Annotated in this window: 17 protein-coding genes; 3 read left to right on the top strand and 14 right to left on the bottom strand. The window is 61.9% G+C overall.

What is annotated here, in order from left to right; all coding sequences use genetic code 11:
- Positions 1 to 123 precede the first annotated feature (123 nt).
- From ACESSC_RS08040 to ACESSC_RS08030, 3 genes are read right to left on the bottom strand one after another with little or no spacing between them, the layout of a single operon-like run.
- Positions 124 to 1,329 carry an ABC transporter permease gene (locus tag ACESSC_RS08040; RefSeq protein ID WP_373162358.1) on the bottom strand — a complete coding sequence of 402 codons (1,206 nt, stop codon included), beginning with the start codon at positions 1,327 to 1,329 and terminating at the stop codon, positions 124 to 126.
- Entirely contained in the window at positions 1,316 to 2,503 is a 1,188-nt protein-coding gene (locus tag ACESSC_RS08035; protein ID WP_373162357.1) for an ABC transporter permease, read from the bottom strand. The genes ACESSC_RS08040 and ACESSC_RS08035 overlap by 14 nt, the downstream gene beginning before the upstream one ends.
- Positions 2,504 to 2,512: 9 nt before the next feature.
- A complete protein-coding gene (locus ACESSC_RS08030) occupies positions 2,513 to 3,451 on the bottom strand; it encodes an ABC transporter ATP-binding protein (protein ID WP_035137111.1) in 939 nt (312 codons plus the stop codon).
- A 211-nt stretch (positions 3,452 to 3,662) separates the two neighbouring features.
- Here ACESSC_RS08030 and ACESSC_RS08025 point away from each other — a divergent pair, with 211 nt between their 5' ends.
- Positions 3,663 to 4,805 carry a sensor histidine kinase gene (locus ACESSC_RS08025; RefSeq protein ID WP_373162356.1) on the top strand — a complete coding sequence of 381 codons (1,143 nt, stop codon included), beginning with the start codon at positions 3,663 to 3,665 and terminating at the stop codon, positions 4,803 to 4,805.
- On the top strand, positions 4,805 to 5,434 hold the full coding sequence (locus tag ACESSC_RS08020) for a response regulator (protein WP_195239905.1): 630 nt from the start codon (positions 4,805 to 4,807) through the stop codon (positions 5,432 to 5,434). The genes ACESSC_RS08025 and ACESSC_RS08020 overlap by 1 nt, the downstream gene beginning before the upstream one ends.
- Positions 5,435 to 6,001: 567 nt before the next feature.
- Here the strand turns inward: ACESSC_RS08020 and ACESSC_RS08015 are convergent.
- The 7 genes from ACESSC_RS08015 to bilR form a co-directional block, all read right to left on the bottom strand.
- Positions 6,002 to 6,343 (bottom strand): 4Fe-4S dicluster domain-containing protein, encoded by a 342-nt coding sequence (locus tag ACESSC_RS08015; protein ID WP_055251494.1) that lies wholly within the window; start codon positions 6,341 to 6,343, stop codon positions 6,002 to 6,004.
- A gap of 7 nt (positions 6,344 to 6,350) precedes the next feature.
- Positions 6,351 to 7,439, bottom strand: a complete 1,089-nt coding sequence (locus tag ACESSC_RS08010; protein ID WP_373162354.1) for a hydrogenase large subunit — start codon at positions 7,437 to 7,439, stop codon at positions 6,351 to 6,353.
- A gap of 5 nt (positions 7,440 to 7,444) precedes the next feature.
- A complete protein-coding gene (locus tag ACESSC_RS08005; RefSeq protein ID WP_373162352.1) occupies positions 7,445 to 8,161 on the bottom strand; it encodes an NADH-quinone oxidoreductase subunit C in 717 nt (238 codons plus the stop codon).
- Positions 8,161 to 8,778: an NADH-quinone oxidoreductase subunit B family protein gene (locus tag ACESSC_RS08000; protein WP_373162350.1), complete on the bottom strand. Its 618-nt coding sequence runs from the start codon at positions 8,776 to 8,778 to the stop codon at positions 8,161 to 8,163. Before ACESSC_RS08000 ends, ACESSC_RS08005 begins: the two co-directional genes overlap by 1 nt.
- 12 nt (positions 8,779 to 8,790) lie before the next feature.
- Positions 8,791 to 11,673 (bottom strand): proton-conducting transporter transmembrane domain-containing protein, encoded by a 2,883-nt coding sequence (locus tag ACESSC_RS07995; RefSeq protein WP_373162348.1) that lies wholly within the window; start codon positions 11,671 to 11,673, stop codon positions 8,791 to 8,793.
- 180 nt (positions 11,674 to 11,853) lie between these two features.
- Positions 11,854 to 12,249, bottom strand: coding sequence for a helix-turn-helix domain-containing protein (locus ACESSC_RS07990; RefSeq protein ID WP_117564058.1), 396 nt, complete (start codon positions 12,247 to 12,249; stop codon positions 11,854 to 11,856).
- Between the two features lie 449 nt (positions 12,250 to 12,698).
- Positions 12,699 to 14,729 carry a bilirubin reductase, long form gene (bilR, locus tag ACESSC_RS07985; protein ID WP_233540044.1) on the bottom strand — a complete coding sequence of 677 codons (2,031 nt, stop codon included), beginning with the start codon at positions 14,727 to 14,729 and terminating at the stop codon, positions 12,699 to 12,701.
- 500 nt (positions 14,730 to 15,229) lie between these two features.
- Between bilR and ACESSC_RS07980 the strand changes: the two genes are divergently transcribed.
- Positions 15,230 to 16,543 carry a PucR family transcriptional regulator gene (locus ACESSC_RS07980; protein ID WP_373162346.1) on the top strand — a complete coding sequence of 438 codons (1,314 nt, stop codon included), beginning with the start codon at positions 15,230 to 15,232 and terminating at the stop codon, positions 16,541 to 16,543.
- A gap of 22 nt (positions 16,544 to 16,565) precedes the next feature.
- Here the strand turns inward: ACESSC_RS07980 and ACESSC_RS07975 are convergent, their stop codons facing one another.
- The 4 genes from ACESSC_RS07975 to ACESSC_RS07960 all read right to left on the bottom strand — a co-directional run bounded on the left by ACESSC_RS07975 (position 16,566) and on the right by ACESSC_RS07960 (position 22,618).
- Positions 16,566 to 17,558: a flavodoxin family protein gene (locus tag ACESSC_RS07975; RefSeq protein WP_373162344.1), complete on the bottom strand. Its 993-nt coding sequence runs from the start codon at positions 17,556 to 17,558 to the stop codon at positions 16,566 to 16,568.
- A gap of 194 nt (positions 17,559 to 17,752) precedes the next feature.
- Complete coding sequence (locus ACESSC_RS07970) at positions 17,753 to 18,829, bottom strand: NADH-ubiquinone oxidoreductase-F iron-sulfur binding region domain-containing protein (protein ID WP_055251508.1); 1,077 nt, start codon at positions 18,827 to 18,829, stop codon at positions 17,753 to 17,755.
- A 17-nt stretch (positions 18,830 to 18,846) separates the two neighbouring features.
- A complete protein-coding gene (locus ACESSC_RS07965; protein WP_373162343.1) occupies positions 18,847 to 20,979 on the bottom strand; it encodes an FAD-dependent oxidoreductase in 2,133 nt (710 codons plus the stop codon).
- Between the two features lie 133 nt (positions 20,980 to 21,112).
- Positions 21,113 to 22,618 carry an FAD-dependent oxidoreductase gene (locus ACESSC_RS07960; RefSeq protein ID WP_055251513.1) on the bottom strand — a complete coding sequence of 502 codons (1,506 nt, stop codon included), beginning with the start codon at positions 22,616 to 22,618 and terminating at the stop codon, positions 21,113 to 21,115.
- Positions 22,619 to 22,902: the final 284 nt, after the last annotated feature.

Below are 22,902 nucleotides of genomic sequence, written 5' to 3'. Positions count from 1 at the left end.
CCCCATTGTTAGCCTTGTACTACTTTATGAGCGTAATAGTAAACCTTGGCGAACTATTTTTGGGCGAGAGCGGGGATTTGTTTCAAGACTAGTCGTTGGGGACGCTCTTAAATGACTAGGTGGCTAGGCGCGGGATTTGGCGCGTGCGAGGGCGAAGCCTGCGGCGGCGATGGCCACGGCAAAGAGCACCGTGACGCCTAGGTCGCAGGCGATGTCCCCCAGCACGGCAGACGTCAGGTCCGAGGCAAGCGCCTTGCCGATCGCGTCGTTCACCCAAAACGTCGGCACAAAATGCGCCACGGTCTGCACGGCCGAACCCATGAGCGACAGCGGCATCCAGGCGCCGCCCAAAAACGTCATGAGCATGCCAAGCAAGTTGCCCACACCGTTGAGCAGCTCCTCGCGCGCACCCAGGCTCGAAAGGGAAAAGCCAACGGCCAGCGGCGTGCACGCCAGGGCAAACGTCGCCGCCAGCGCCAGACATACACGGCCCACGCCGACCTCGGCGACCGCGCCGGCAAAGCCCACGACGCCCATCATGCTCGACACAACCCAGATGCAGACGGTGATCACGGCGGCGGCCGCAAACACGGCAAGCGAACGCTGGCGCCCGGGGATTGGACCGGCATCCATGCGACGTACGTGCTCGGGCTCGTTCATGCCCGAGAACACCAGCCCCACCGACACGATGACCGACGAGATAATCGCGTACGCGCCAAAGTTGAAGTACGACTCGAGCGTGGCGGCGGCTGTCGAGTCAACCTTGACCTGCTCGATCTGGACCTCGGCACGCTTCGCGGCCGCATGCTCGGCGGCCTTGGCAACGTCGCCGCTAGAGGCGGCGGGCTCAAGTGCGGCTGCAGCGCCCGCGAGCGAGATCAAGCGCGAGGCCTCGGCAGACGAAAGCGCCGCCGCCATGGTGCCGGCACCGTAGGTCACATCGAGCTTGGGCAGGGACTCCCCCGCGCGGGCGGCTGCAACGAGGTCGTCCTCAAACCCCTCCGGGATAAAGAACACGCAGTCGGCACTGCCCTTGGCGCTGTTGCTCTTGGAGAGCGCGTCCGCGAGGTCGTAGGTGCCGTCGCCGACGCCCGTGACCAGCTCAAAGCGCGAACCCAGATGCTTGGTAAGCGCACGCGAAAGATCGCTGTCGTCGCGATCGACCACGATCACGTTGGCATCGTAGGGCTTGTACTCGGTGAGCTGCGACGAGTTCCAGCTCACCGATGCCGCGATAAACACACCCATGAGCGAGATGAACACCGTATAGATAAGCAGATAGAGCGGGTGTGCGAGCGCCATGCGAAGCGCAGTCTTAAAGGTGCTCATAGCGGCTCCTTCCAAAGATCAGCGTGGCGGCGGCGACAAACACCAGGGCCATCAGGACGAGTGCGCCCGCGCGAACGGCAAAGGGGCCCAGGTCCTCAAAGAAATACAGGCGGTTGAACATGTCGCAGATGAGCTTGACGGGGTTGAGCCAGCACTCGGCCGGGCAGGCGCGGGCGACGTCGTCGGCAAGCGCCATCGCCGGCTCGCCGTAGAGGCCGGCGAACAGGGCGCACGTGGTGGCAAAGCCCGTGAGGATGCCCGACTTGGACGCCTTGCCGCCCTTAACGGGAAGCGTGCCCACAAAGAGTCCCAAGCCCGTGGCGGCAAGCGCGGAAGCGGCGCCGCCCACCAAACACAGTCCCTCGCGCCCGCCAAAGTCGATGCCCACGACTAGGCGCACGTAGCCGATCGCAATCGCCATCGAGGCAAAGGAGACCAGCCACGAGCCCACAAAGATACCGGCCAGTGACGCCGTTTTGGAAAGACCACCCACGCAGCGACGTGCGCCAAGGCCGGACAGATTGGGCTGCAGATCGACGACGCTCAAGGCGGCAAACTCGGCAGACATCATCGCCACCAGACCAAAGAGCGCATAGTAGTAGATGACCGTGCCATCGGGCGTGGTACGCGTCAGGCTCACGCGGCGGGTGCCGCCCTCGAGCGACAGGGCGCGCGCAACCGCCTCCGGGTCGGCGAGCGCCGCTGGGTTGTCCTGGGCAATTTGGGACATGAGCTCGGCATTTTGTGTATACGAGCTTGCCACCGTCTCCAGGATGCTGCGATCGGTGAGCACCGACGACGCACGCGAGCCGTCATAACTCGATAGCAGCGTGAGTTTGGGCGTGCCCGCGTCGTCGACCGTATAGATGCCCGCGACCTCGCCGGCCTTAAGCGCACGGCTCGCGTCGGCTGCGTCGTCGCACTCGTGGATCTCGAGCAGTTGGTCGTCGCCTTCCTTGGCAAGCGAAGCCGCCACGTTCTTAAAGGTCGAGGCGTCCCAGGCCTCGTCCGCCACGATGGCAACCGGCACCGGATCGACCGTGCCGTCGGAGCTGAGGTTCGCAAACATAAACATGAACATCGTGGAAAGCGCGATGGGAAAGAGAGCGCCCCAAACCCACGTGCTCGGCCGGCGCAGCAGCGTCTTGACCGTGGTGATGATGGTGTTGAACATGGCTGCCCCCTAGTCGCGCAGCTCGCGGCCGGTGATCTCGAGGAACACGTCGTTGAGGGTCGGCGGCTCGCTCCACACGCGGCCGAGCGCCACGTCGGCGGCGCGCAGCGTGTCGAGGATGTCGACCAGGTTATGCGGGCTCGCTTCGCAGGTGCAGACGAGCTCGCCGCCGGACAGCTCGACTGAAAGCACGTGCTCGAGGGCGCGCAGCCGCTCGACCGTGGCCGACTCGACGGCGCCGACCTCGACCGTCACGCGCTCGCCCATCTGAATCATGCGCTTGAGCTCGTCGTTAGTGCCCTGCGCCAGCACGCGCCCGCCGTCCATGATCATGATGCGGCTGCAAATCTGCTCGACTTCCTCCATGTAATGGCTGGTATACACCACCGTGGCGCCCTCGTCGCGCAGGCGGCAGATGCCCTCCAGGATGGCGTTGCGGCTCTGCGGGTCGACCGCCACCGTGGGCTCGTCAAAAAAGATGAGCTCGGGCTTGTGCGCGATACCGCAGGCGATGTTGAGGCGACGCGCCAGGCCGCCCGAGAGCTTGCCGGGGCGGAACTTGGTAAAGTCACCCAGCCCGACAAAGTCAATCGCCTCGTCCACCAGCGCACGGCGACGCTTGCGATCGTTAACGTAGAGGCTGCAGAAATAGTCGATGTTCTCACGCACGGTGAGCTCGTCGAACACCGCCACCTGCTGTGGCACCACGCCGATGCGGCGCTTGAGGTCATAGCGGGCGGGCGTCATGGGCTCGCCGAACAGCTCGATGGTGCCTTTGTCGTAGGCGAGCAGCTGCAGAATGCAGTTGATGGATGTGGTCTTGCCCGAGCCGTTGGGGCCCAGCAGGCCAAAGATCTCGCCAGGGGCGATGCTCAGGTTAAAGTGGTCGAGCGCGATAAGATCGTCGTAGCGCTTGACGAGGTTTTCGACGTGGACGATGTCTGTCATGAGGCGGCCCTTCTGTTGATTGCGGCCCGGTACGATTGCATCATCGCAGGAGCCGCCGGCGCGCACCAGTGAGCTTTGTCACGAGTGCGAGGGGGCGGAGGCGAAACCCCCGCTCGCGCGAGCAATCGACGCCGCTTTGCCGCGCGGGAAGAATGTCACGGTTGCCCCGGGCGGCGCCTCCCCCGCGCGCAGCATCGCGTACAATACCCGTATGAACAGGCTTTTCGACAAATCGATCGTGCTGGCGTGCTGCATTGCGGCCGCCACGGGCCTTGCTGTGGACGCCCGCCTGGTCGCGGCGTTTTGCCTTGGCGTTATCGCCACCTCGCTGGCCGAGGTCGCACAGGGGGAACGCACACGCCGTGTAAGCAAGGCCGCGAGTTACGCTTACATCATCGCGGCCGTCTTTGCGCCGCCGTTTGTGCCGTTTGCGCCTCTCGCCCTCTATGACATTGCGCGGCGCGTGCGCCGTGAACACGTTTGGGTCGCGTTGGGCATTGGCGTCGCCTTTGTCTTTGCACTCGTCGCGGACCTACGCGCCGACGCGCTCACCGCCCGAACGCTTCTACTGACCGCCATCCTTTCAGTTGCCGCCACCTTGTTATCGCTACGTACCGCCCAGTTGGAGCGCGAGCAGCAGCGCATGCGCCGCATCCGCGACGAGCTGCAGGAACGAGCTCTCGCGCTCGAAGCGCGCAACCGCGACCTTGCCGATCGCCAGGACTACGAAGTCGAGCTCGCGACACTCGCCGAACGCGCCCGTATCGCGCGCGAGATCCACGATAACGTCGGCCACCAGCTCACGCGCGCCTCGCTGCAGACCGAGGCCCTGCGCGTCGTGCACGCCGACGAGCCCAGGGTTGCCGCCGATTTCGCCGACGTCAAACGCACGGTTGACGAGGCGCTCCAGCTTGTGCGCACCAGCGTCCACGCGCTCAACGACAACGCCGTCGACCTTTCCGTGCAGCTCGAACGCATTGTCGAAGGCGCGCGCTCGGACGGCGGTCCGCAGATTGAGCTTGAAGTTATGGCCGAGCATGCACCCGCAAACGTCGCCAACTGCTTTGCGGCGGTCCTGCGCGAGGCGTTCTCCAACACCATGCGCCACGCTTGCGCCCATGCTGTCACTGTACGATGCATGGAGCATCCGTCGTTTTACCAGCTCATCGTTACCGACGATGGCACGGGCGGGGTCCAAGCAAGCAGCCGCGGCGCCGCGGAGGGCATGGGGCTCGCCTCCATGCGCGAGCGCATCGAGGCGCTTGGCGGCACCTTCACCGCCGGCCCGCGTGCCAGCACCGGCGGCTGGCGCGTGTTTGCCACCGTTCCCAAACAGCAAGGAGATGAGGACTGATGAGGCTCATCGTTGTCGACGACGACCGCTTGGTGGTCGATTCGCTCAAGATTATCCTGGGCGCCCAGCCGCAGATCGAGGTAGTGGGCACCGGCGCCAACGGCAACGATGCGGTTTCGCTCTATGCCGAACACGCGCCCGATATCGCACTGCTCGACATTCAGATGCCGGGGCGGGACGGTCTTTCGGCGGCACGCGAGATCCTTGAGCGCGACCCTTCGGCGCGCGTGGTGTTTCTGACGACATTCTCGGATGACGAGTACATTGTGTCGGCGCTCAAACTGGGCGCCCGCGGCTACCTGATCAAAACCGATGTCGCCGCCATTCCGCCGGCGTTGGCGCAGGTCATGGACGGCAAACGCGTGCTCGAGGGAAAGGCGATCGAGGACATCGATTTTGACGGAACGGGCGTCGAGGCGGGCACGACCCGCCGGCCCGCGGCCTTTGCCGGCCTGACCGACCGCGAGTTCGAAGTCGCCGAGCTCATCGCCCGTGGCCTCGACAACAAGGAGATTGCCGCCACCGCCTATATGGGCGAAGGCACCGTGCGCAACCACATCAGCTCAATCCTTGCCAAAATGGGCCTGCGCAACCGCACGCAGATCGCCATCGCCTACCTGCGAGGGTAGTTGCCCAAAGACCGAGCCCCCCGGCATAGCAAAATCGCTGCTACCGATTTAACGCCATTTCAAAACTATGCCGGATTACTACGATGAATCGCCAACCTTCAACCACAGCAAATTGCGCGCTTGCAAAACCGCAGGTAGAGCGCTTGCAATATTTAGAAAAATGCAGTCATGGTCGGGAATGTCGAATTCATCGTAGTAAACCGACATAGTTTTGTTCGGATAGTCCCGCACGGATACCATCCCAGGCCTCGCGGGACAAAAATGATCCGTTTTCTTCCGCCCGCGGAGATCGGCTGACAGCGCCCGCCACGAAATCGGTCCATCTACTACGTTTGACTCGATACCCCCGACCATATCCGCTTTTCATGCAAAATCGCAGACGTTCTACCTGCAGTTTTGCTTTTGCGTTTTTCGCCATGGTTGAGGGTAGCGGCTTAAACGTAGTAGATGGGCCCATTTCGTGGCAGACGGGTCATTTTCGGGCTGGACGGGTCGCGTGGCGGCCCGCACACGCGTTCACGCGCGGGGCCGGTGGGGCAATTTTGCCCCACCGGCCCCGTTTTCGCGCTATTCCGGCTTGGTTTCTACCGTGGGAGTCTTATCCGCCGCAACCGGAGTACGGGCGGTGTCCATAGTCAGGCAGTGCTTGGGGCAGCTTTCGATGCACTCGCCGCACACCACGCAGGCGTACGGGTCAATCGACCAGGTACCGCCCTTGCGATCGACCGCGAGCGCGCCCGCCGGGCAGCGGCGCGCGCACATGCCGCAGCAGATGCACACATCCATGTCGTTGACGATATGCCCACGCAGGCGCTCGGGTGCCGCGAGCTTCTCCTGCGGATAGCACACCGTGACCGGCTGCTTGACCATAGAACCCAAGGCCGTCTTGGCAAATGTCAGCAAACTCATGCCGCGCCTACCTTTCCGTGCAGCTAATGCAGGGGTCGATGGTCAGGATAATCATGGGCACGTTGGCAATGAGCACGCCCTGCAGCGCATGCGTCAGACCCGCCAGGTTTTGCGACGTCGGCGTGCGTACGCGAAAGCGGTCTAGGTTCTTGGTACCGTTACCGCGCACATAGTAATACGCCTCGCCGCGCGGCTGCTCAATCACAATCTCGCCGCGCGCGCCGTCGGCCGGCGTAAGCTTGGTGCGCCCGCCGATACCGTCGTGCGGAATCTTGCCCACAAGCTCCTTGATGATGTCCATAGCCTGCGTGACCTCGGCACAACGCACCTGGCAGCGGGCATAGCAATCGCCATCGGTAGCAACGATGGGCTCAAACGCAGCCAGGTCCGCATAGGCACCGTCGCCGAACATGCGCACGTCGTAGTCCACGCCCGAGGCGCGCCCAAACGGGCCGACCATCGAAAGCTCCAGCGCATCTTTCTTGCTGATCACGCCCACGCCATGCAGACGCTCGCCACAGCTGTCGTCGTCCAAAAACGTATGCACCAGGGCCTCGTAGTCGGGGCGCATGGCGTCGAGCGTCTGGACAATGCCGGCCAGCTCGGAGTCCTCAATGTCGTGCTTAAGGCCGCCGATCTCGTTGATCGACAGAATCACGCGACCACCGCACGTGCTCTCAAAGATCTTGAGAATCTGCTCGCGCAGGGTCCACGAACGATAGAACAGCGCCTCGAAGCCAAAGGCATCGGCGAGCAGGCCCAGCCACAGCAGATGCGAGTGAATGCGCGAAAGCTCATGCAGAATGGTGCGGATATACTGCACGCGGCCGGGCACCTCGATGTCGAGCATGCGCTCGCAAGCGCTGGCATAGCCGTAGCTGTGACCCACGGCGCAGATGCCGCAGATGCGCTCGGCGATGTAGCCAAACTGATGCATATCGCGCTTTTCGGTGAGCTTCTCGAGTCCGCGGTGCACAAAGCCGATCTGCGGAATTGCCTCGATGACGCGGTCGTCCTCGATCACCAGGTCCAGATGAAGCGGCTCGGGCAGCACCGGGTGCTGCGGGCCAAACGGAATAACGGAGCGATGTGCCATGGACTTTACGCCTCCTTTTTCTGCTTGTCGCGGGCGGCCTTGGCGGCAAGCGCCGCGCGGACCTTGGCCGCTTTCTCGGGATCCATGGCGGCGAGCTTTGCCTCCATCTCGGCAGCCTTGAGCGCGGCCTTCGCGGCAGCTTCATCGTGTTGAGCATCGGAGCCGGCAGCCGCAGCGGGCTGAGCAGCGGCGCCCGCGGCATCGCCGGCGCTGGCAGCGCCCTTCCCCGCGGCGGCCGTGGTGGCGGCAGCCTTCTCTGCCGCGGCTTTGCGCGCCTTGGCCTCGGCAGCGGCACGGACCTTCATGGCTTTCTCTCGCGCAGCCTTCACCTCGGGCGTGATAACGCTCATGGGCTCGGCAGTCGAGACCTGGTAGAAAAAGCCCTTAAAGTCGATCTGCATATCGGTGATGGCAAGACCGAATAGGTCGTGCGCTTCGTTTTCAAACGGGAATATCGCCGGATAGTACGAGCTGATGGACGGAATCTCCTGGTACCGATCAATTCCCTCAACCACCAGGTTCTCGATCGGATAGCTGCCATCCTGCGCAATATGCTCCTGAGCAGAGCGAACGTTGATAAACGTATAGACCAGGCGATACGTGCCATCGTCGACATTGCGCTCGGCGTGCATTTGCACAAAGCGCGCGCCGACGCCCTTGAGCGCCTGGACATGCGGCAGGAGCTTGTCAATCCCGACGGTGGTATAGATAGCCTTTTGCATTACTCGACCTCCTTTGCAGCGGCGGGAGTCTCAGCAGGTGCGTCGCCAGCGGCGGGCGCAGCAGGCTTCCCGGCATGCGCGTCACCGGCACCGTCAGTCCCGGCCCCCGCAGTCACAAACCCGTCCTCGCCCAGCTCAACGCCACCGTCCCAGGTAGCAGCGCCGCCCACGGTAAGCGGGTCACCGCCAGCGCGCATCACGGCCTCCTTCTGGTCCAGGATGCCGCACGCCTCCACGATGGCATCGATCACCGTCTCGGGGCGAATGGCGCACCCGGGCGCGTACACGTCCACGGGAATCGCTCGGTCCACGCCGCCGATCACGTTATAGGCATCGCGGAATACACCGCCCGAACACGCGCAGATGCCGCACGCCACCACGCACTTGGGCTCGAGCATCTGGTTGTAAATCTGGCGCACGACAGGCAAGTTCTGAGCGTTGACCGAGCCCGTCACCAAAAAGATGTCCGCATGCTTGGGGTTGCCGGTATTGACCACGCCAAAGCGCTCCGCATCGAACAGCGGCGTGAGCGAGGCCAGCACCTCGATATCGCATCCGTTGCAGCTCGAACCGTCGTAATGAATAACCCACGGCGAGCGCGACATTTTATGATCCATGGATGCCGCCTCCTAAATAAACACGTCGACGAGGATGGGCATAAGGTTGAGCAGGCCAAACACCAGCGCCACGCCCCAGCCGAGCTTAAAGCAGCTGCGCCAGGTGCTACGGGCGAAGGTGTTGTCGATCAGCACCTCGACAAAGTACGTCGCGACCATCACGACCAGGGCTACGACCCAGCTCACGGGGTTGTCCCAAACAAAGAACATGCCCACCCACATCAAAAACAGTACGGTCTCGCACCAGTGCATAAGGGTCATCTTGGCCAGCGTGCCGCCGCTCATCTCGGTGGCGACGCCCTGGACGATCTCCTGATGCGCGTGATGCGAATACGAAAAATCGAACGGCGACTTGCGCAGCTTGATGGTAAGCACCGCGAGCAGCGCGAGGAAAATGGGCGCGCTGTACACGATGATGGGGACCGGCTGCCCCGTCACGGCGATGGAATCGAAGCTGTCGGTGGCAAGGTACAGGCCCACGCTCATCAGCAGAACGGCGGGCTCGTAACTCATAACCTGCAGCAACTCACGGTCGGCGCCAACCTGGGCAAACGGGCTTTGCGTCGAGGCGGACGCCAGCACCACAAAGATCGCGGCGAGCGTAACCATAAAGGCGCACAGCAGCGTGTTGGAGCCCGACACAAAGATGCCGCCGCCCACCACGGTAAAGACGAGCGCGCACGCCATATAGGTATCGTCCATGGTGTTTACGCTGGCGGGAGCCTTGCGCAGCAGCTTGGCAACGTCGTAGAAGGGCTGCAGCAAGCGCGGGCCCACGCGGCCCTGCATGCGAGCCGAAAGTTTGCGGTCAACGCCGTCGATCAGGCCGCCCACAAGCGGCGCAATCAAGGCAAACGCCACGGTGCCAATAAAAATGCCCACGACGCCCGAGCCTTCAAAATACTTGCCGCGCAGCACCGAGGGCGCACTCATGGCGAGTCTCTCGGGCCCAATCCACGCGCAGCACAGCAGCGCAAACAGGATGATGGCACAGCAAACAACACTACCCGCGGGGCCAATACGCTTCTCGCCAAGGGCGTCCTCCGAGTACCAATTGCGCTTTTCGGCCTTCACCTCGTGTCCCATCGAGCCGCGGAAATGGCGGTATTTGTCGGTTCCCACGCCCGAAAGATATACGTTTACGTGCGGTTTGTTGCTCACGCGGAATGAAGTCAGCAGCACCACGGCGATAAACGCCACGATAACCACCATCAGATACATGGCATCCTTGCCAATAACGTACGGCACGCGGCCAAACACCATGGCCAAGTAAGGCGACACCAGACCGCTCGAGATAACCGGGAACGCCACGCAGCACAGAATCAGCAGCGCGGCGATGGTGTTGAGGGCCATCCATTCGGTCTTATGGACATTGACCTCAACGTTTTGAGCCGTGGGATCGACGCCCGAAAGCTTAGCAAGCCACTTGCCCCAGAAGAAGAAGGTCGCGGCCGAGCCAAAGGCAAGCACCATGATCATGAGCACGTTGCCGGTCTGCGCAAACGCCACCAGGGCGCCCCACTTGGACACGAGCATGCCAAACGGCGCCACAAACATGCCCATGATACCCAGCATCATCAGGCGCGTCAGGTGCGGCATGCGGCTGAACATGCCATCCATGTCCTCGATATCGCGGCTGCCGATATGATGCTCGGCCGTGCCCACGCACAGGAACAGCAGCGACTTTGCCACCGTGTGGAACAGGATCAGGAAGATGGCGGCCCACACGGCCTCGGGCGCGCCGACACCCAAGCAGGCGCTGATGAGGCCCAAGTTGGAAATGGTGGAGTACGCGAGCACGCGTTTGGCATTGCTCTGCGAGATGGCCATGAGGGCAGCGAGCAAAAACGTGATGGCGCCCACACTCGTGACCATAAAGCCGGTCACGGGGTAGATGGCATAGAGTGGGCTCAGCTTGACCATCAGGAACACGCCGGCTTTGACCATGGTTGACGAGTGCAGCAGGGCGCTCGTGGGAGTGGGTGCAACCATGGCACCCAACAGCCAAGTGTGGAACGGCATCTGTGCGGCCTTGGTGAGCGCGGCGAGCGACAACAGGATGACCGGCATCACCAGCAGCGCGGACTGCGCGGTTCCGGTGCCGGAAAGCTCGATCATGCCCGAGATGGTCAGCGGCATGCCGTTAACGTGCAGATACATAAGTCCGGCCAAAAACGCGATGCCGCCCAGCATGTTGAGGATGATTTGGGTAAAGGCGTTCTTGATGGCCTCGGGCGTACGCGTGTAGCCAATCATAAGGAACGAACACACGGTGGTGATTTCCCAGCCGCAGAACAGCCACTCAAGGTTGTCGCTCGTCACGATGACGAACATGGCCGAGAGGAACAGGAACATGAGCGCCAGGAACTGCGGGCGACGGTCGGGCGCGGTCTGCCCGCGCAGCACGGCCTCGTGCTCGTCATGGGCCTGGAAGTCCTTCATGTAGCCCAGGGCATACAAGCAGATTAGACTGCCAACGATGCCGACGGCGAGGACCATGATCACGCTCATGTAGTCCAGGTAGAGTGGCGTTGCCGTGACGGCTTCGGCCGCGGGCAGCGTCATGGCTGCAAAGGCGAGCGAGCCCACCAGCTGGACTATGCCGAGCACCGTGGTGAGCGCGTTCCTATATTTGTACGCGTTGTACAGGATGACAGCGCACAGGATGACGTCGATAACGGAACTGATGATCGAGAGCACATGCGAGGTGCCGGGGGCAACCTCAAAGCTCTGCGGACCCGTGCCAAAAAACATGACGGCGACTACAACTGTCACCGCCATAATAATGCCGGAGCCTATGAGCCCCGCCGCATCGCGGGCGCGGTCACCGCGCGCGAGCAGCATGCCCAGCGCCGGTACCAGCGGAAACAGGGTAAGGAAATACAGTAGCGTCATACCATCACTCCCCCATGCTAAAACGCTGCAATTGTTTAACGTTATAGCTCAATTGAGGAGTAGCGGCGGCGGGTTTTCGGTCAACTGGGGAGTTTTAGGCGTACGGGGTAAGGGCACGCCCGCATTGGAGCAGAGGGGCGGCAAGAAAAATGCGCCCCTGTGGGTGCACCATCCCGTTTGCTATTCCGCCTTTTTAACGCGCGGCTTGCGACCGCGCGGCTTATCGACCAGTGCGGACTCACCGCTCTCGCGGTACTGACGGCACCAAGCCTTGACCGAAGACTCGCTAGGAATCTTGTGCTTGATCATGGCCTCGCGAACCGTTAAGCCGTTTTCCAAGCGGTCCTTGACCACGGCGAGCTTAACTTCGTACGAATAGGTGTGATGATGCGAACCGGCGTTGAGAACGGCGTCGGCACCGCCCACGGCATATGCGCGGGCCCACTGACGAGCCGTGGCCTGGGGAATGCCGAGCTCCGCGGCGAGGGCGCGATGACCGACCCCCTCTTGGAGGACCTCGACGGCGCGCTGCCTAACCTCGGGCGCATGCGTGCGAGTCCTTGTTGCTTCCGACATACCTGCCACTTCTTAGCCTTAACCGTTAATCTGCTTTCTTACGTGCATGTTAGATAGTAGCATTTTACTGTTTGCTCAAAGCAGTTAATTAAAATAGACGCGGCGTTATCTGGGCATTTGGCACCAATTTACGACATTTCTTTATCGATTATTTACGCTGGTAGCTGACTCGCAGCCAATCGTCATTCGCCTGTCAACATAATTGACACCTCTTTATGTCCTTTGGCATAGAGGATATAGTTATTAACCCCTCCCCCAATAATTTTGAGTAATCGGCAAGGCAGTAGACGTCCTTACTCCTCATGATTACCGCGCATTGCCATCCACCGAAGCAAAACAAAAAGGGCGGGGCCTGCTGCGCTTGCAGGCCCCGCACCGGTTGACACCCGACGGGACACAGCCGGGCGAGGCGGATCCGTGCTACCGCCCCGCCTGGCCGCGATGTTCAACTACAGCTCGTTGGCCGCGTGATACGCCGTGCGAATGGCGCTCGCAATGTCGGCGGTGCGCTCGCCCGAGCAGTCGCCCACGCAGGTCACGGGCACCGTCACGCCATCCAGGTCAAACGCGTTGGCCTTGGAGCCCACGGCCATCACCACGTAATCGCAGGCGATCTTCACCGGCTCCTCGGGGCCGTCCTCGGTGGTGTGCACGGCCTCCACGCCCTCGTCGGTAACGGCGGTCAGGCGGGTCTTAACGTGCTGTTCCACGTTGTGGGCGGCGAAGTCGCTCATGATCAGCGGCAGAATGGTCTCGGACTCGCCCGCGGCAATCTTGTCGAGCATCTCGACGATCGCCACCTCGCAGCCGTGCTGCAGCAGGTACTCGGCAGTCTCGGTGCCCACCAGGCCACCGCCAATGACGGCAACGCGCCCGCTGAGCTCCACCTTGCCGGCCAGCACGTCCCAGCTCGAGACGACCTTGTCCGAGTCGGCACCCGGAACGGGGATGACCACGTCGTGTGCGCCCACGGCCACAATCGCGGCGTCGGCGGCGTTGAGATCCTCGGCCGTAGCGGCATGGTTGAGCTCGACCTTCACGCCCAGGCCGGGCAGAATCTTCTCGTAGTACTCGACCGAGCGCATGATCTCGTCCTTGCGCGGAGGCGCGGCTGCCAGCACAATCTGGCCGCCCAAGTGATCGCTCGCCTCATAGACGGTCACGTCGTAGCCGCGCTTGGCCGCCACGCGCGCGGCCTCCAAGCCGGCAATACCGCCGCCCACCACGGCGACCTTCTTGTCGCCCTCGCCCGGCTTGATGGCGATGGTCGCCTCGTCGCCGTTCTCGGCATTGAGCACGCACGAGATGTACTTGCGGTTTTGAATCGCGTCGACGCAGCCCTTGTTGCAATTGAGGCACTCGCGAATGGGCTCACCCGTGGCGGCCTTCAGCGCAATGTCGGGGTCGCACATGAGCGAGCGGCCGTACGCGATGATATCGGCCGAACCGTCTTCCAGAATCTTCTCGCCGGCCTCGACCGAAACAACACGGCCGACAGTGGCCACCGGCACGGAGACCAGGGCCTTGACGCGCTCGGCCACGGGCAGCGTCCAGTTGTAGGGCATGGCGCCCATGGGCGGAATGGTGTCGCCCATGTTGCCGGTATGGTTGGCCTGTGCAACCTGGATCATGTCGATGCCGGCGCCCTCGAGCAGCTTGGCAAACTCGCAGGCCTCATCGGGCTGCAGGCCGCCCTTGCCGCGCGGCGTGCCGTCGGGGTTCTCCATGATCACGGGGAGCTTGTACTCCACCATCAGCTGCGGCGCGGCTTCCTTAATGGCGGCGACGACCTCGAGCGCATAGCGAACGCGGTTCTCGAACGAGCCACCGTACTCGTCGGTGCGCTGGTTGAGGATGGCCGAGCACAGCGAACCCACCAGACGGTCGCCGTGAACCTCGATGGCGTCGATGCCGGCCTGCTGCGCGCGGGCGGCCGAGGCAGCGATGGCCTCCTTGATCTGGGTGAGCTGCTCTACGCTCGCCTCGTTCACAAAGTGCTGCATGTCGTGGTGCAGCTTGGCGTAGGCCTGCTTGCGGATCTCGTTGGACTCGGCCATCTTGGCGGCAAAGGTCTCCTCGTCGCCGGCGGCCTTGGCCTCCTGCGCAGCCTTGGCGGCGGCCATGGAACCCATGACCATGCGGCCGACGCCGGGCACGTCGTACTCGGGGTGAAACAGCTGCAGCGCGACCTTGGCGCCGTGCTTGTGAACGGCGTCGGCCAGCGCCTTAAACGTGGGGATCTGGGCGTCGGTCGCTAACTTGGGCGTGGGGCTTGCGGTCATAACAGGAGCAACGTCGCCGATGACGATGTAGCTCACGCCGCCACGGGCCAGGCGCTCGTAAAAAGCCAGGCTGCGCTCGCCAATGGAACCGTCGCGCTCCTCGTAGCCGGTGGTCAGCGGCGGGAACATAATGCGGTTCTTGAGCTCAAGGGGGCCAACCGTAATGGGCTGGAGCAGTTTGGATGCGGGTGCGGTCATGGACATTCCTCTCTTGTAGGCGCGGCGGCGATGTTGCCGCGTAGTTGTCTAGAGGATATGGCATGGGGGCACAGTGGCGCAACGGAAATCGGCAGACAGCAGGCAGCGGCAGGTGGATGGGGCGGGGCGGCCCGTCGGTTTGTCTCGATCTGTAACAGTAAGACCCTATTTTGCCGAGCAACTGTTACAGATTGAGACAAACCAATCTAGCCTGCCGAAAGATCTAGATCTGTAACAGTTACTCAGTAAAAACCGTCCCTCGTGTTACAGATTTAGACAAACGAAGACCGTCCTGCCGAAACATCTCAATCTGTAACAACTACAGACCAAAACCGGACCCACCTGTTACAGATCGAGACAACCCCAACAACAACGACACCGTCCCCGTTCGAGGAAACGACCGCCACACTCACCTTTTTAAACAACCTAATACTGCACAGCCTGCGATAATAATTTGGTCACGCGTCGACTACGGCGAAGACGCGGCAGAAGGGACACCCATGCAACCGAGTACCACCGATACGTCTACCGCAAAGCAAGCGCTGCTCGAGGCGCTCTTGAACGACACGGGGCTCAAGAACCTCACGCAAACGGCCTCTACCGTTATGGGCAACCCGGTGCTCGTCGTCGATCCCGTCTACCGCTACGCTGCCCGCGGCGGCTTTGAACTTGACGATGCCGACGACTCCCCCTTTGCAGCCATCACCCGCGCCGAGCTCTCCGAAGGCGACATGCTGCAGGACGAAGCCGTGCGATACATCATCAAATGCGGCTTAGACGAGGAGATTGCCCGCTCGACAGGCCCGCTTACACGCTATAACGACATGTTCCGCCTCAACACCATGACCGATGCGATCAAGGTGCACGGCACGTGTCTGGGCCGGGCAATGATGATCGAACGCAATCACGCCTTTGGCGATAGCGATCGCGAGGTCTTTGAGTTCTTTGTCCGACTGCTCGCGCAAGAACTGCAGAAAGGCGGCTTTCTTTCGTTGGGCGGCCCGCAACAGGGGCCATATTTTCTCTCGCGCCTCCTGGACGACGAAATCCCCAACCCCATCACCTGCACACGCAAAATGCAGCTCGTCGGCTTTGCGCCGCTTCCCGCCCTCTACGTTGTATGCCTGCTCAAAAAAGATTCCCAGCTCGAGGCGCGCGAGGCGGAGAGCATCCGAGGACAATTGCAGCCGCTACTGCACCATAGCCTTATCACCATGTACGAAGGTGAGCTCGTGGCGCTGGTAAGCCGTCCGCCCTCCACGCAGCTACCCGCCAACGATGAGGCGGTCCTTGCCCGCGTTGCTGCCACGAACAATTTGTTCATTGGCATCAGCAACGAGTTTTCCCAGGCAACCGATGTGCGTTCGCACCTCAATCAGGCACGCGCCGCCATTCGATACGGCTCGACCTTTACCAAAATCCTCGAAGACACCCATGTGTATCGCTATTGCGAATACACCTACATGGAAATGCTCGACATCTGCAATGACCACATCAACCTTATAAACTACTGCCATCCGGCAATCTGGGCACTTTGGAAGCATGACCAGTCGCACGATTCCGAGCTGGTCGAGACGCTCTTTGCCTTTATGCAGCACAGCTGTAACACGGTGCGCACCGCCGCGATCTTGTCGCTTCACAAAAACACGCTGCTCTATCGCATTAACCGCATAAAGGAAATCACCGGTAACGACTTGGCATCGGGAGAGGACCTCTTTTTGTTCCACCTCTCGATTCGCACCCTAATCTACCTTGGCTTTCTTGAGCCGAGGATTAAGCCCCGCACCAGCGCCGACCTGCACTGCCGCAAGTAGGCCGGGCGGGGCTTGGGCAAAACTAGTCGCGCTTAATCTCCAGCGTGGGGAACGTCATCTTGGCGTACTTTTCCATGAGCGGCTTTACTTCGTCCATATGGGCGAAGAACTCGTCGCGGGTCTTGTTGATCTCGTTGAGGTGCTCGGCGCGCGCGTGGTCGTCGTTGCGGTCGCGAATCAGGCCGTTCTCGGCAATCTTGAGCTTGGGGCGACCGGTGCGCTCGTCGGTTACGATATCGCCGCCCGCGCCGCAGACCGCACACTCCCAGGGAAACTCGACCCCATCCCAATGCTTGTCGCCGGGGTACACCAGGGAGCTGTGGCAGTTGGGACACACGCCGTCATCCGGATCGCCCAGCCAGCAGCGCTCGTCAACAGGCGTGCGAATGGCCTTGACGATGTTCTCGCCCATCTTGTGGGCGCGGGCGACCTGTCCACCCCACTCCACGTCGTCTCCCCACACAAAAGCATTGCCCGGGCGGCCGTCGCGCTGCGCCATATAGCGATCGACGACAGTCATCGACATGGTAAACATAGTCGCCTGCAGGCTCTCCAGTGCCAGGGACTGCCAATCGTGCATGGAGCCGCCGACGGAGATGAGGCCGGCAACGGTATGCGGATTCTCCTTTACGGCACCGATGGCAAGCAAGAACGAAAGCTCGTATGCCAAGAAGCGCTGGGCAAAGCGGGTGTACACCGAGCTGGGCGTAAGGTCGTAGGTCGGAACCGAGAAGATCACGCCCTGGCAGGTCTGCAGTTCGCGAATAATCGCATCTACATCGTCTTTGTTTTTAAGAACGCAGCCGTGATATTCCTTTTGCAGGCCGGCGCCCATCTTTCCCATCTGCATGGTGCAGCCCTCGCAACCGGTGCAGGGCAAGATGTTATAGTCGAACAAATTGATCAGCTCGACCTCGCCGCCAGCCTCGCGCACCGCGCAAAGGGCCTCTTTGGCCAAAGCCTCGCCGTTGCCACCGTGCCTGCCGGCACAAATCGCCATCACTTTAAACGACATGGTCGCTCCTCTCCAGAGCATTTTGGACACGGATTCTGCCCGTGTGTACTTCGCAAAAAGCGTACGGCAGACGTAAAACATGCGCACCGTCCAGGCAACCAAGGCCCGCTCGGTATTTGCGGAATACCTCGTGCAGATAAACAAAGGCCCCTCCCGCATGCCTACAAGGGACAAAACGGAAGGGGTCGGCGCTCTTATTTGCGCTTAAAGGGAATGGGTTTGGGCGGGCACTTGGGCTTGACGGCCCCAGCCGTGACGATCGCGCCGTTGTCGCAGATATCCAGGCAGGCACCGCACTGGGTGCAAGCCTTTTGGTCGATCACGTGGATGAACCGCGGCCTTCCCAGAATCGCGTCCTCCTCGCAAACGTCCGAATCGACACACTTGTTGCATGCCTGGCATTTGGAGGCGAGGATATGGAAGGTCAAGAATGCCTGGCATTCCCCGGCGGCACAGACCTTCTTGGTGGTGTGCTGCATAATCTCGCCCTCGAACAGGTCGAGGAACGACTGCACCGTGCGCGCCAGCACGCGACCCTGCTCGCACAGGCACTGCGCCTGCATCACGGGGCAAAGGTCGCGAAGGAGCGCCAAGTCACCCGGCTTGCCCTTCTTGCGGCAGATATCGGCAAGAATCGTTGCAATCTGATGCGAGCCCTCGTAGCCAAAGACACAGCGTCCGCAGCTCTCGTGACGATAGAGCGTGCAAATGTCCAAAAGCGCCTTTGCCATGCAGTTTTTGGCGGTGTAGACGCGCACGTAGTCGCTGCATAGCTCAATCTTTGAGGTGTCATCGGGCCTCAGCAGCAGACCGCTGGGATAGCCAATCCCCACCGCTTTAGCGTCGTCGGCGCCCGCCGCGGCAACCAGGGATTCCGCACTCACGACACGGTCGACCTCAACGGGCTCCTCGGCCCCGTCAATCCACACCCAGCGCTTGCCTTCGGCGGCAAGTAACTCTGATCCGCTCAGGCAGCGGTCGGCGCCATCGCCCTCGCAGCAAGATGGGAGAGGCTTTTCGCCGTCGAGCATCTTGGCCGCGGCCGAACCGTTGGCATAGACAAAGCCCAGGCTCGGGTCGCACTCGATCACGCGGCAGGACTCGCCCAACGCATCCGCGAGCGCGGCAGAGACCTCATCGCCTGCCGGTACCAAAACCGCCTGGGCACCGGCCCCTGCAATTTTTTCCGCAGCGGCCGCCACGTCCTTCTTAAGGAGCCAGAGCGCGACGGGAGCCTGCTTATGCGCAGGCATAAAGTTGATGATCGTCATGGGTTATCGCTCCTTTCCTAGTATTCGTTCCACAGGCGCGGCGTACTGATCGTTAGGCGCAAATCGCACTGCAAGCAGCGGCTCGCCTCGCACGTAGCCTCATGGTCGGTATAGGGGCACTCAAACGTATCGAAGTTATCCTTACGCGTCTGGGCATCGACAAACTCGGGCTGCACGGCATCGTCGTAGAAGCCCTCGGGGACGCGGCCAATCCACTGCTCGGGAGCATCATGCTCGGTCAGCTCCTCGTCGATGTTGCCATCGCCACCCAAAGCGCGGTCGATGGCCGAGGCGCACGTGCGACCTGCAGCGATTGCCGCGATCACCGATTTGGTACCCGTCACGCAGTCGCCCGCCGACCAGATGCCTTCAACGCTCGTCTTGCCTTCGGTATCGGCCACGATATACGGGCCGTGCGTAAGCTCAAGGCCCATCTGGGCCGTGCCCTCGGGCTTTTGACCCACGGCAAAGATCACGCAGTCGGCATCGATGGTCTTCTCGCCGCCGTCGAGCAGTTCGGTGACGGCGCGGTGGTTCTCGTCAAAGTAGAACCGCTCGATCTTGCGGATCGTCATGGAACCGACCTTGCCCGAACCGTCCTCGGTCTCGTTAATGCTGGTAAAGGCATAGGCATCGTGCAGGACCACGCCTTCCTCGGCGGCCTCGGCACGCTCCTCGGGCGTCGAGGTCATCGCGTCTTGGGCCTCAAGGCAGGCGACATCGACCGAGGCGGCACCCAGACGCACGGCAGTGCGGGCGCAGTCGTACGCCACGTTGCCGCCGCCAAGCACCACGACGCGCTTGCCCGTCAGGTCCGGGGCGCTGCCCATACGGGCGGCCTTCAGAAAATCGGTGTTACGCAGCACGCCTTCGAGGTCGTGGCCGGGCATGGGAAGCACCGTTCCGTCATGCGTGCCCACCGCAACCAGCGCGGCATCGAAGCCCTGCTCCAAAAGCGCCTGGGGCTCGGCGATTCGCTCGCCACAGCGCAGCTCAATGCGCGGCTCGGCGTCATCACCCTGGGCAATCTCTAAAATCGTCGCAACCTCGGCATCGACCGTGGCATCGGGCAGGCGATACGCCGGAATGCCGTAGCGCATCTGGCCGCCGACCTTCTCGTTGGCCTCGAACACCACGACCTTGTGGCCCTTCTCGGCGCAATAGAGTGCGGCGGTCAAGCCGGCGGGACCGGCACCCACAACGGCGACGCTCTTGCCGCTCAGCGGCTCATGGCGCACGTTGGCCTTCCAGTCGCCCGCATCGCGCACGGCCGCGGCGCGCTTAAGACGGCAAACCGAAACCGGCGTGCCGTTGAGCTCGTTGCGCTTGCAGGCATCCTGGCAGCTATGGACGCAAATGTCGCCCAGGCTCTCGGGGAACGGGACCTTCTCGCGCACCACCGCGGCGGCTCGGGTGTACTCGCCGTTACGGATGTGACGCAGGTAGCGTGGGATATCCACGTGGGCGGGACAGCCCGAGCGACAGGGGACCACGTTGTCGGCATAGGACTTGTTCTCATCGAACATATCGAGCGTGTCGACGATCGAGCCCGTGGGACACACTTCGATACAGGCACCGCAAAAACGGCATCCGGCCTCTTGCAGACTCACGCTGCCGTCCGTACCAATGCGAATGCCGTCCTCGGTGCGCTGGTAGTCCAAGACGCCGGCGCCGCGCAGCTCGCGGCACGCGCGCACGCAGCGACCGCACCGAATGCAGCGGGTGAACATATGGGTGATCAGCGGGTTCGATTCGTCCGTGGCGACCGGACGGCTCTTGGTGCGCCAGCGCGCAGGCGAAACTCCCATGTACTGATACATAGACTGCAGCTCGCACTTGCCGTACTTGGGGCAGCCGGTGCAATCGGCGGGATGCGTGGCCAAGATAAGCTCCATTGCCAGCTTGCGCACGCGCTCGGCCTGCTCGCCTGTCGTGTTGACGACCATTCCCTCGGCAACCTGCGTCTTGCAGGCACACACCGGCTCATCTTGGCCTTCGATCTCGACCATGCACAGACGGCATCCGCCGACGGCCTCAAGATCGGGATGTTTACACAGATGCGGAATATAGATACCGGCATCGAGCGCGGCTTCCAGGACATTTTGCCCTTCGCGTGCCTCGACCTCGGCTCCATTAATCGTTAGCTTCATTCGTTCCCCTCAAAACGTCGCTCTTGTCCAGAAAGGCGCCCGGGACCAAAGCGATCCCGAGCGCCTCGCTTGTAGGGCAAATCCCCGCCCGCACCCAACGCGTGGGTGTCTGCAGGCGCGAACAGCTGCGGTGTTACGACCACTCCTCGTCGCCCGCGTCCTCAAAGAGGGCTGCGGCGGCGTTTTCGCCGGCGATGCGACCCGAGTTAAGGCAGAAGCCCATGGTGTTACCCGGAATGCAGTAGTTATAGGAGTCGCCATAGATGGTGCAGGCATCGGTGCCAACGCAGTACAGGCCAGGGATGACCTCGTAGTCGTCGGTCATGACCTCCATCTTGTGGTTAATGAGCACGCCGCCCAGGGTGCCGTAGGCGCCACAGTACTGCTTGCAGCAATAGAAGGGGCCCTTCTCGAGCGGCTTCATAAACTCGCGCTCTTTCTCAAAGATGTCGTCCCAGCCGTTGTCGCACATCTCGTTGTACTCGTCGACGTTGGCGAGCAGGCCCTCCACGTCGATACCCGCCTTCTCGGCAAGCTCCTCCAGCGTATCGGCCTGGCAAATCGCCGGGTAGCCAGCCTCCAGGTCGCGGTTCCACTGCTCCTCAAAGCCGTCGTACAGGTCGTGCGGATGAACGTGGCTGACGATATCCGGGCCATCCTTCTTCCAGTGCTTGAGCATGCGGGAATCAAAGATGGCATAGGCGACCTTGCCGGGAAGATGGTTGATGGCGTTGCCGACAAAGGTGGTGTTGAAGATCTCGTCCTCCGGCATAAAGCGCTCGCCCAGGCGGTTGCACCAGTAGCACGGCTGACGGAATGCGCCCTCGACATAGAAGTGGTTCATGTTGTCGGGGATCTGATACATGAGCTCCATGGTCACCGGGGTGTGGCCGCCGCCGACCTCGTGGCACATGTTGATGCCGTCGCCGTCCATGCCCGGAATGGCAAACGAGAACAGGTCTTTACCCCACTCAAAGTCGAGCTTCTCCTTGATGAGCTTAGCGTTGTGGCCAAAACCGCCCGTAGCGACAATCGCAGACTTGCACGAGATTTGGTACTCCTCGCCGTCCTTGTCCTTGGCGGTCACGCCGCAGATGGCGCCGTCCTCGCCCTTGATAAGGCCGGTGCCCGGGCACTCAAACATAAACTCGACACCCAGGTCCTGGGCACGCTCGGTCATGCGCTTGGTCATCGTGGTCGCCGCGCGAGGACCGGGCTCCGAGCCATCCTCGGGCTGCACGACATGCCAGGTGTACTCGCCGTCGGAATAGGCGCGCGTGCGCTCGCGGGCGCGGAACGCCGGACGCACGGAGTTAAACACCACGCCCATATCCTGCAGCCATGCGATGGTATCGCCCGACTTAAAGTAGTAGTCGCGCACCAGGCGAGCATCGACCTGGTAATGGGTGTAGAACATATGGCGACGGAAGAGCTCGCCAGGCGTGACCTCGATCATCGAAGCCTTCTGAAGCGGAGAGCCAGCGGCGGCAGGCCCCATGCCCATGTTGGCGGCGCCACCGGTAATGGGGGCCTTCTCTAGGGCAATGACGCGAGCGCCTGCCTCGGCTGCAGCGACCGCTGCGGCAAGGCCACTCAGACCCGCGGCAACGACAACGACGTCGGTCTCTAACTGTTTCATGCGAATCCTCCTTTATAGGACTCTTGGACGAACCCGGACTTCATGCGAATTGCATGCGTATCGACAGCCATACTTTCGCTCGAAAACAGACTCAAAGCCATGTGCAGGCGCACCGATGTTTGCCCATAGCGACCATGGGCTTTGTGCGGATGAACCATGCGTTTGGGCAACGCTTTCGAGCGCATGGCCCTGGCGCCACACGTACAGGGGGGTGTTCCTATAGTTTTGTCAACTGGGCAATGCTGTTTTCGAGATTGAATCGCGACATGCTAACGCCAGGCCTT

It is taken from the genome of Collinsella aerofaciens (assembly GCF_964243765.1).
Lineage (GTDB): Bacteria > Actinomycetota > Coriobacteriia > Coriobacteriales > Coriobacteriaceae > Collinsella > Collinsella aerofaciens_BU.
Note: the sequence above shows the minus strand (reverse complement) of the source record. Positions and strands in the feature narration are given on the sequence as shown.

Excerpts from the sequence above, each read along its gene's own strand:
- ACESSC_RS08040 (WP_373162358.1), bottom strand. The coding sequence starts at position 1,329 with ATGAGCACCTTTAAGACTGCGCTTCGCATGGCGCTCGCACACCCGCTC.
- ACESSC_RS08035 (WP_373162357.1), bottom strand. The coding sequence starts at position 2,503 with ATGTTCAACACCATCATCACCACGGTCAAGACGCTGCTGCGCCGGCCG.
- ACESSC_RS08030 (WP_035137111.1), bottom strand. The coding sequence starts at position 3,451 with ATGACAGACATCGTCCACGTCGAAAACCTCGTCAAGCGCTACGACGAT.
- ACESSC_RS08025 (WP_373162356.1), top strand. The coding sequence starts at position 3,663 with ATGAACAGGCTTTTCGACAAATCGATCGTGCTGGCGTGCTGCATTGCG.
- ACESSC_RS08020 (WP_195239905.1), top strand. The coding sequence starts at position 4,805 with ATGAGGCTCATCGTTGTCGACGACGACCGCTTGGTGGTCGATTCGCTC.
- ACESSC_RS08015 (WP_055251494.1), bottom strand. The coding sequence starts at position 6,343 with ATGAGTTTGCTGACATTTGCCAAGACGGCCTTGGGTTCTATGGTCAAG.
- ACESSC_RS08010 (WP_373162354.1), bottom strand. The coding sequence starts at position 7,439 with ATGGCACATCGCTCCGTTATTCCGTTTGGCCCGCAGCACCCGGTGCTG.
- ACESSC_RS08005 (WP_373162352.1), bottom strand. The coding sequence starts at position 8,161 with ATGCAAAAGGCTATCTATACCACCGTCGGGATTGACAAGCTCCTGCCG.
- ACESSC_RS08000 (WP_373162350.1), bottom strand. The coding sequence starts at position 8,778 with ATGGATCATAAAATGTCGCGCTCGCCGTGGGTTATTCATTACGACGGT.
- ACESSC_RS07995 (WP_373162348.1), bottom strand. The coding sequence starts at position 11,673 with ATGACGCTACTGTATTTCCTTACCCTGTTTCCGCTGGTACCGGCGCTG.
- ACESSC_RS07990 (WP_117564058.1), bottom strand. The coding sequence starts at position 12,249 with ATGTCGGAAGCAACAAGGACTCGCACGCATGCGCCCGAGGTTAGGCAG.
- bilR (WP_233540044.1), bottom strand. The coding sequence starts at position 14,729 with ATGACCGCACCCGCATCCAAACTGCTCCAGCCCATTACGGTTGGCCCC.
- ACESSC_RS07980 (WP_373162346.1), top strand. The coding sequence starts at position 15,230 with ATGCAACCGAGTACCACCGATACGTCTACCGCAAAGCAAGCGCTGCTC.
- ACESSC_RS07975 (WP_373162344.1), bottom strand. The coding sequence starts at position 17,558 with ATGTCGTTTAAAGTGATGGCGATTTGTGCCGGCAGGCACGGTGGCAAC.
- ACESSC_RS07970 (WP_055251508.1), bottom strand. The coding sequence starts at position 18,829 with ATGACGATCATCAACTTTATGCCTGCGCATAAGCAGGCTCCCGTCGCG.
- ACESSC_RS07965 (WP_373162343.1), bottom strand. The coding sequence starts at position 20,979 with ATGAAGCTAACGATTAATGGAGCCGAGGTCGAGGCACGCGAAGGGCAA.
- ACESSC_RS07960 (WP_055251513.1), bottom strand. The coding sequence starts at position 22,618 with ATGAAACAGTTAGAGACCGACGTCGTTGTCGTTGCCGCGGGTCTGAGT.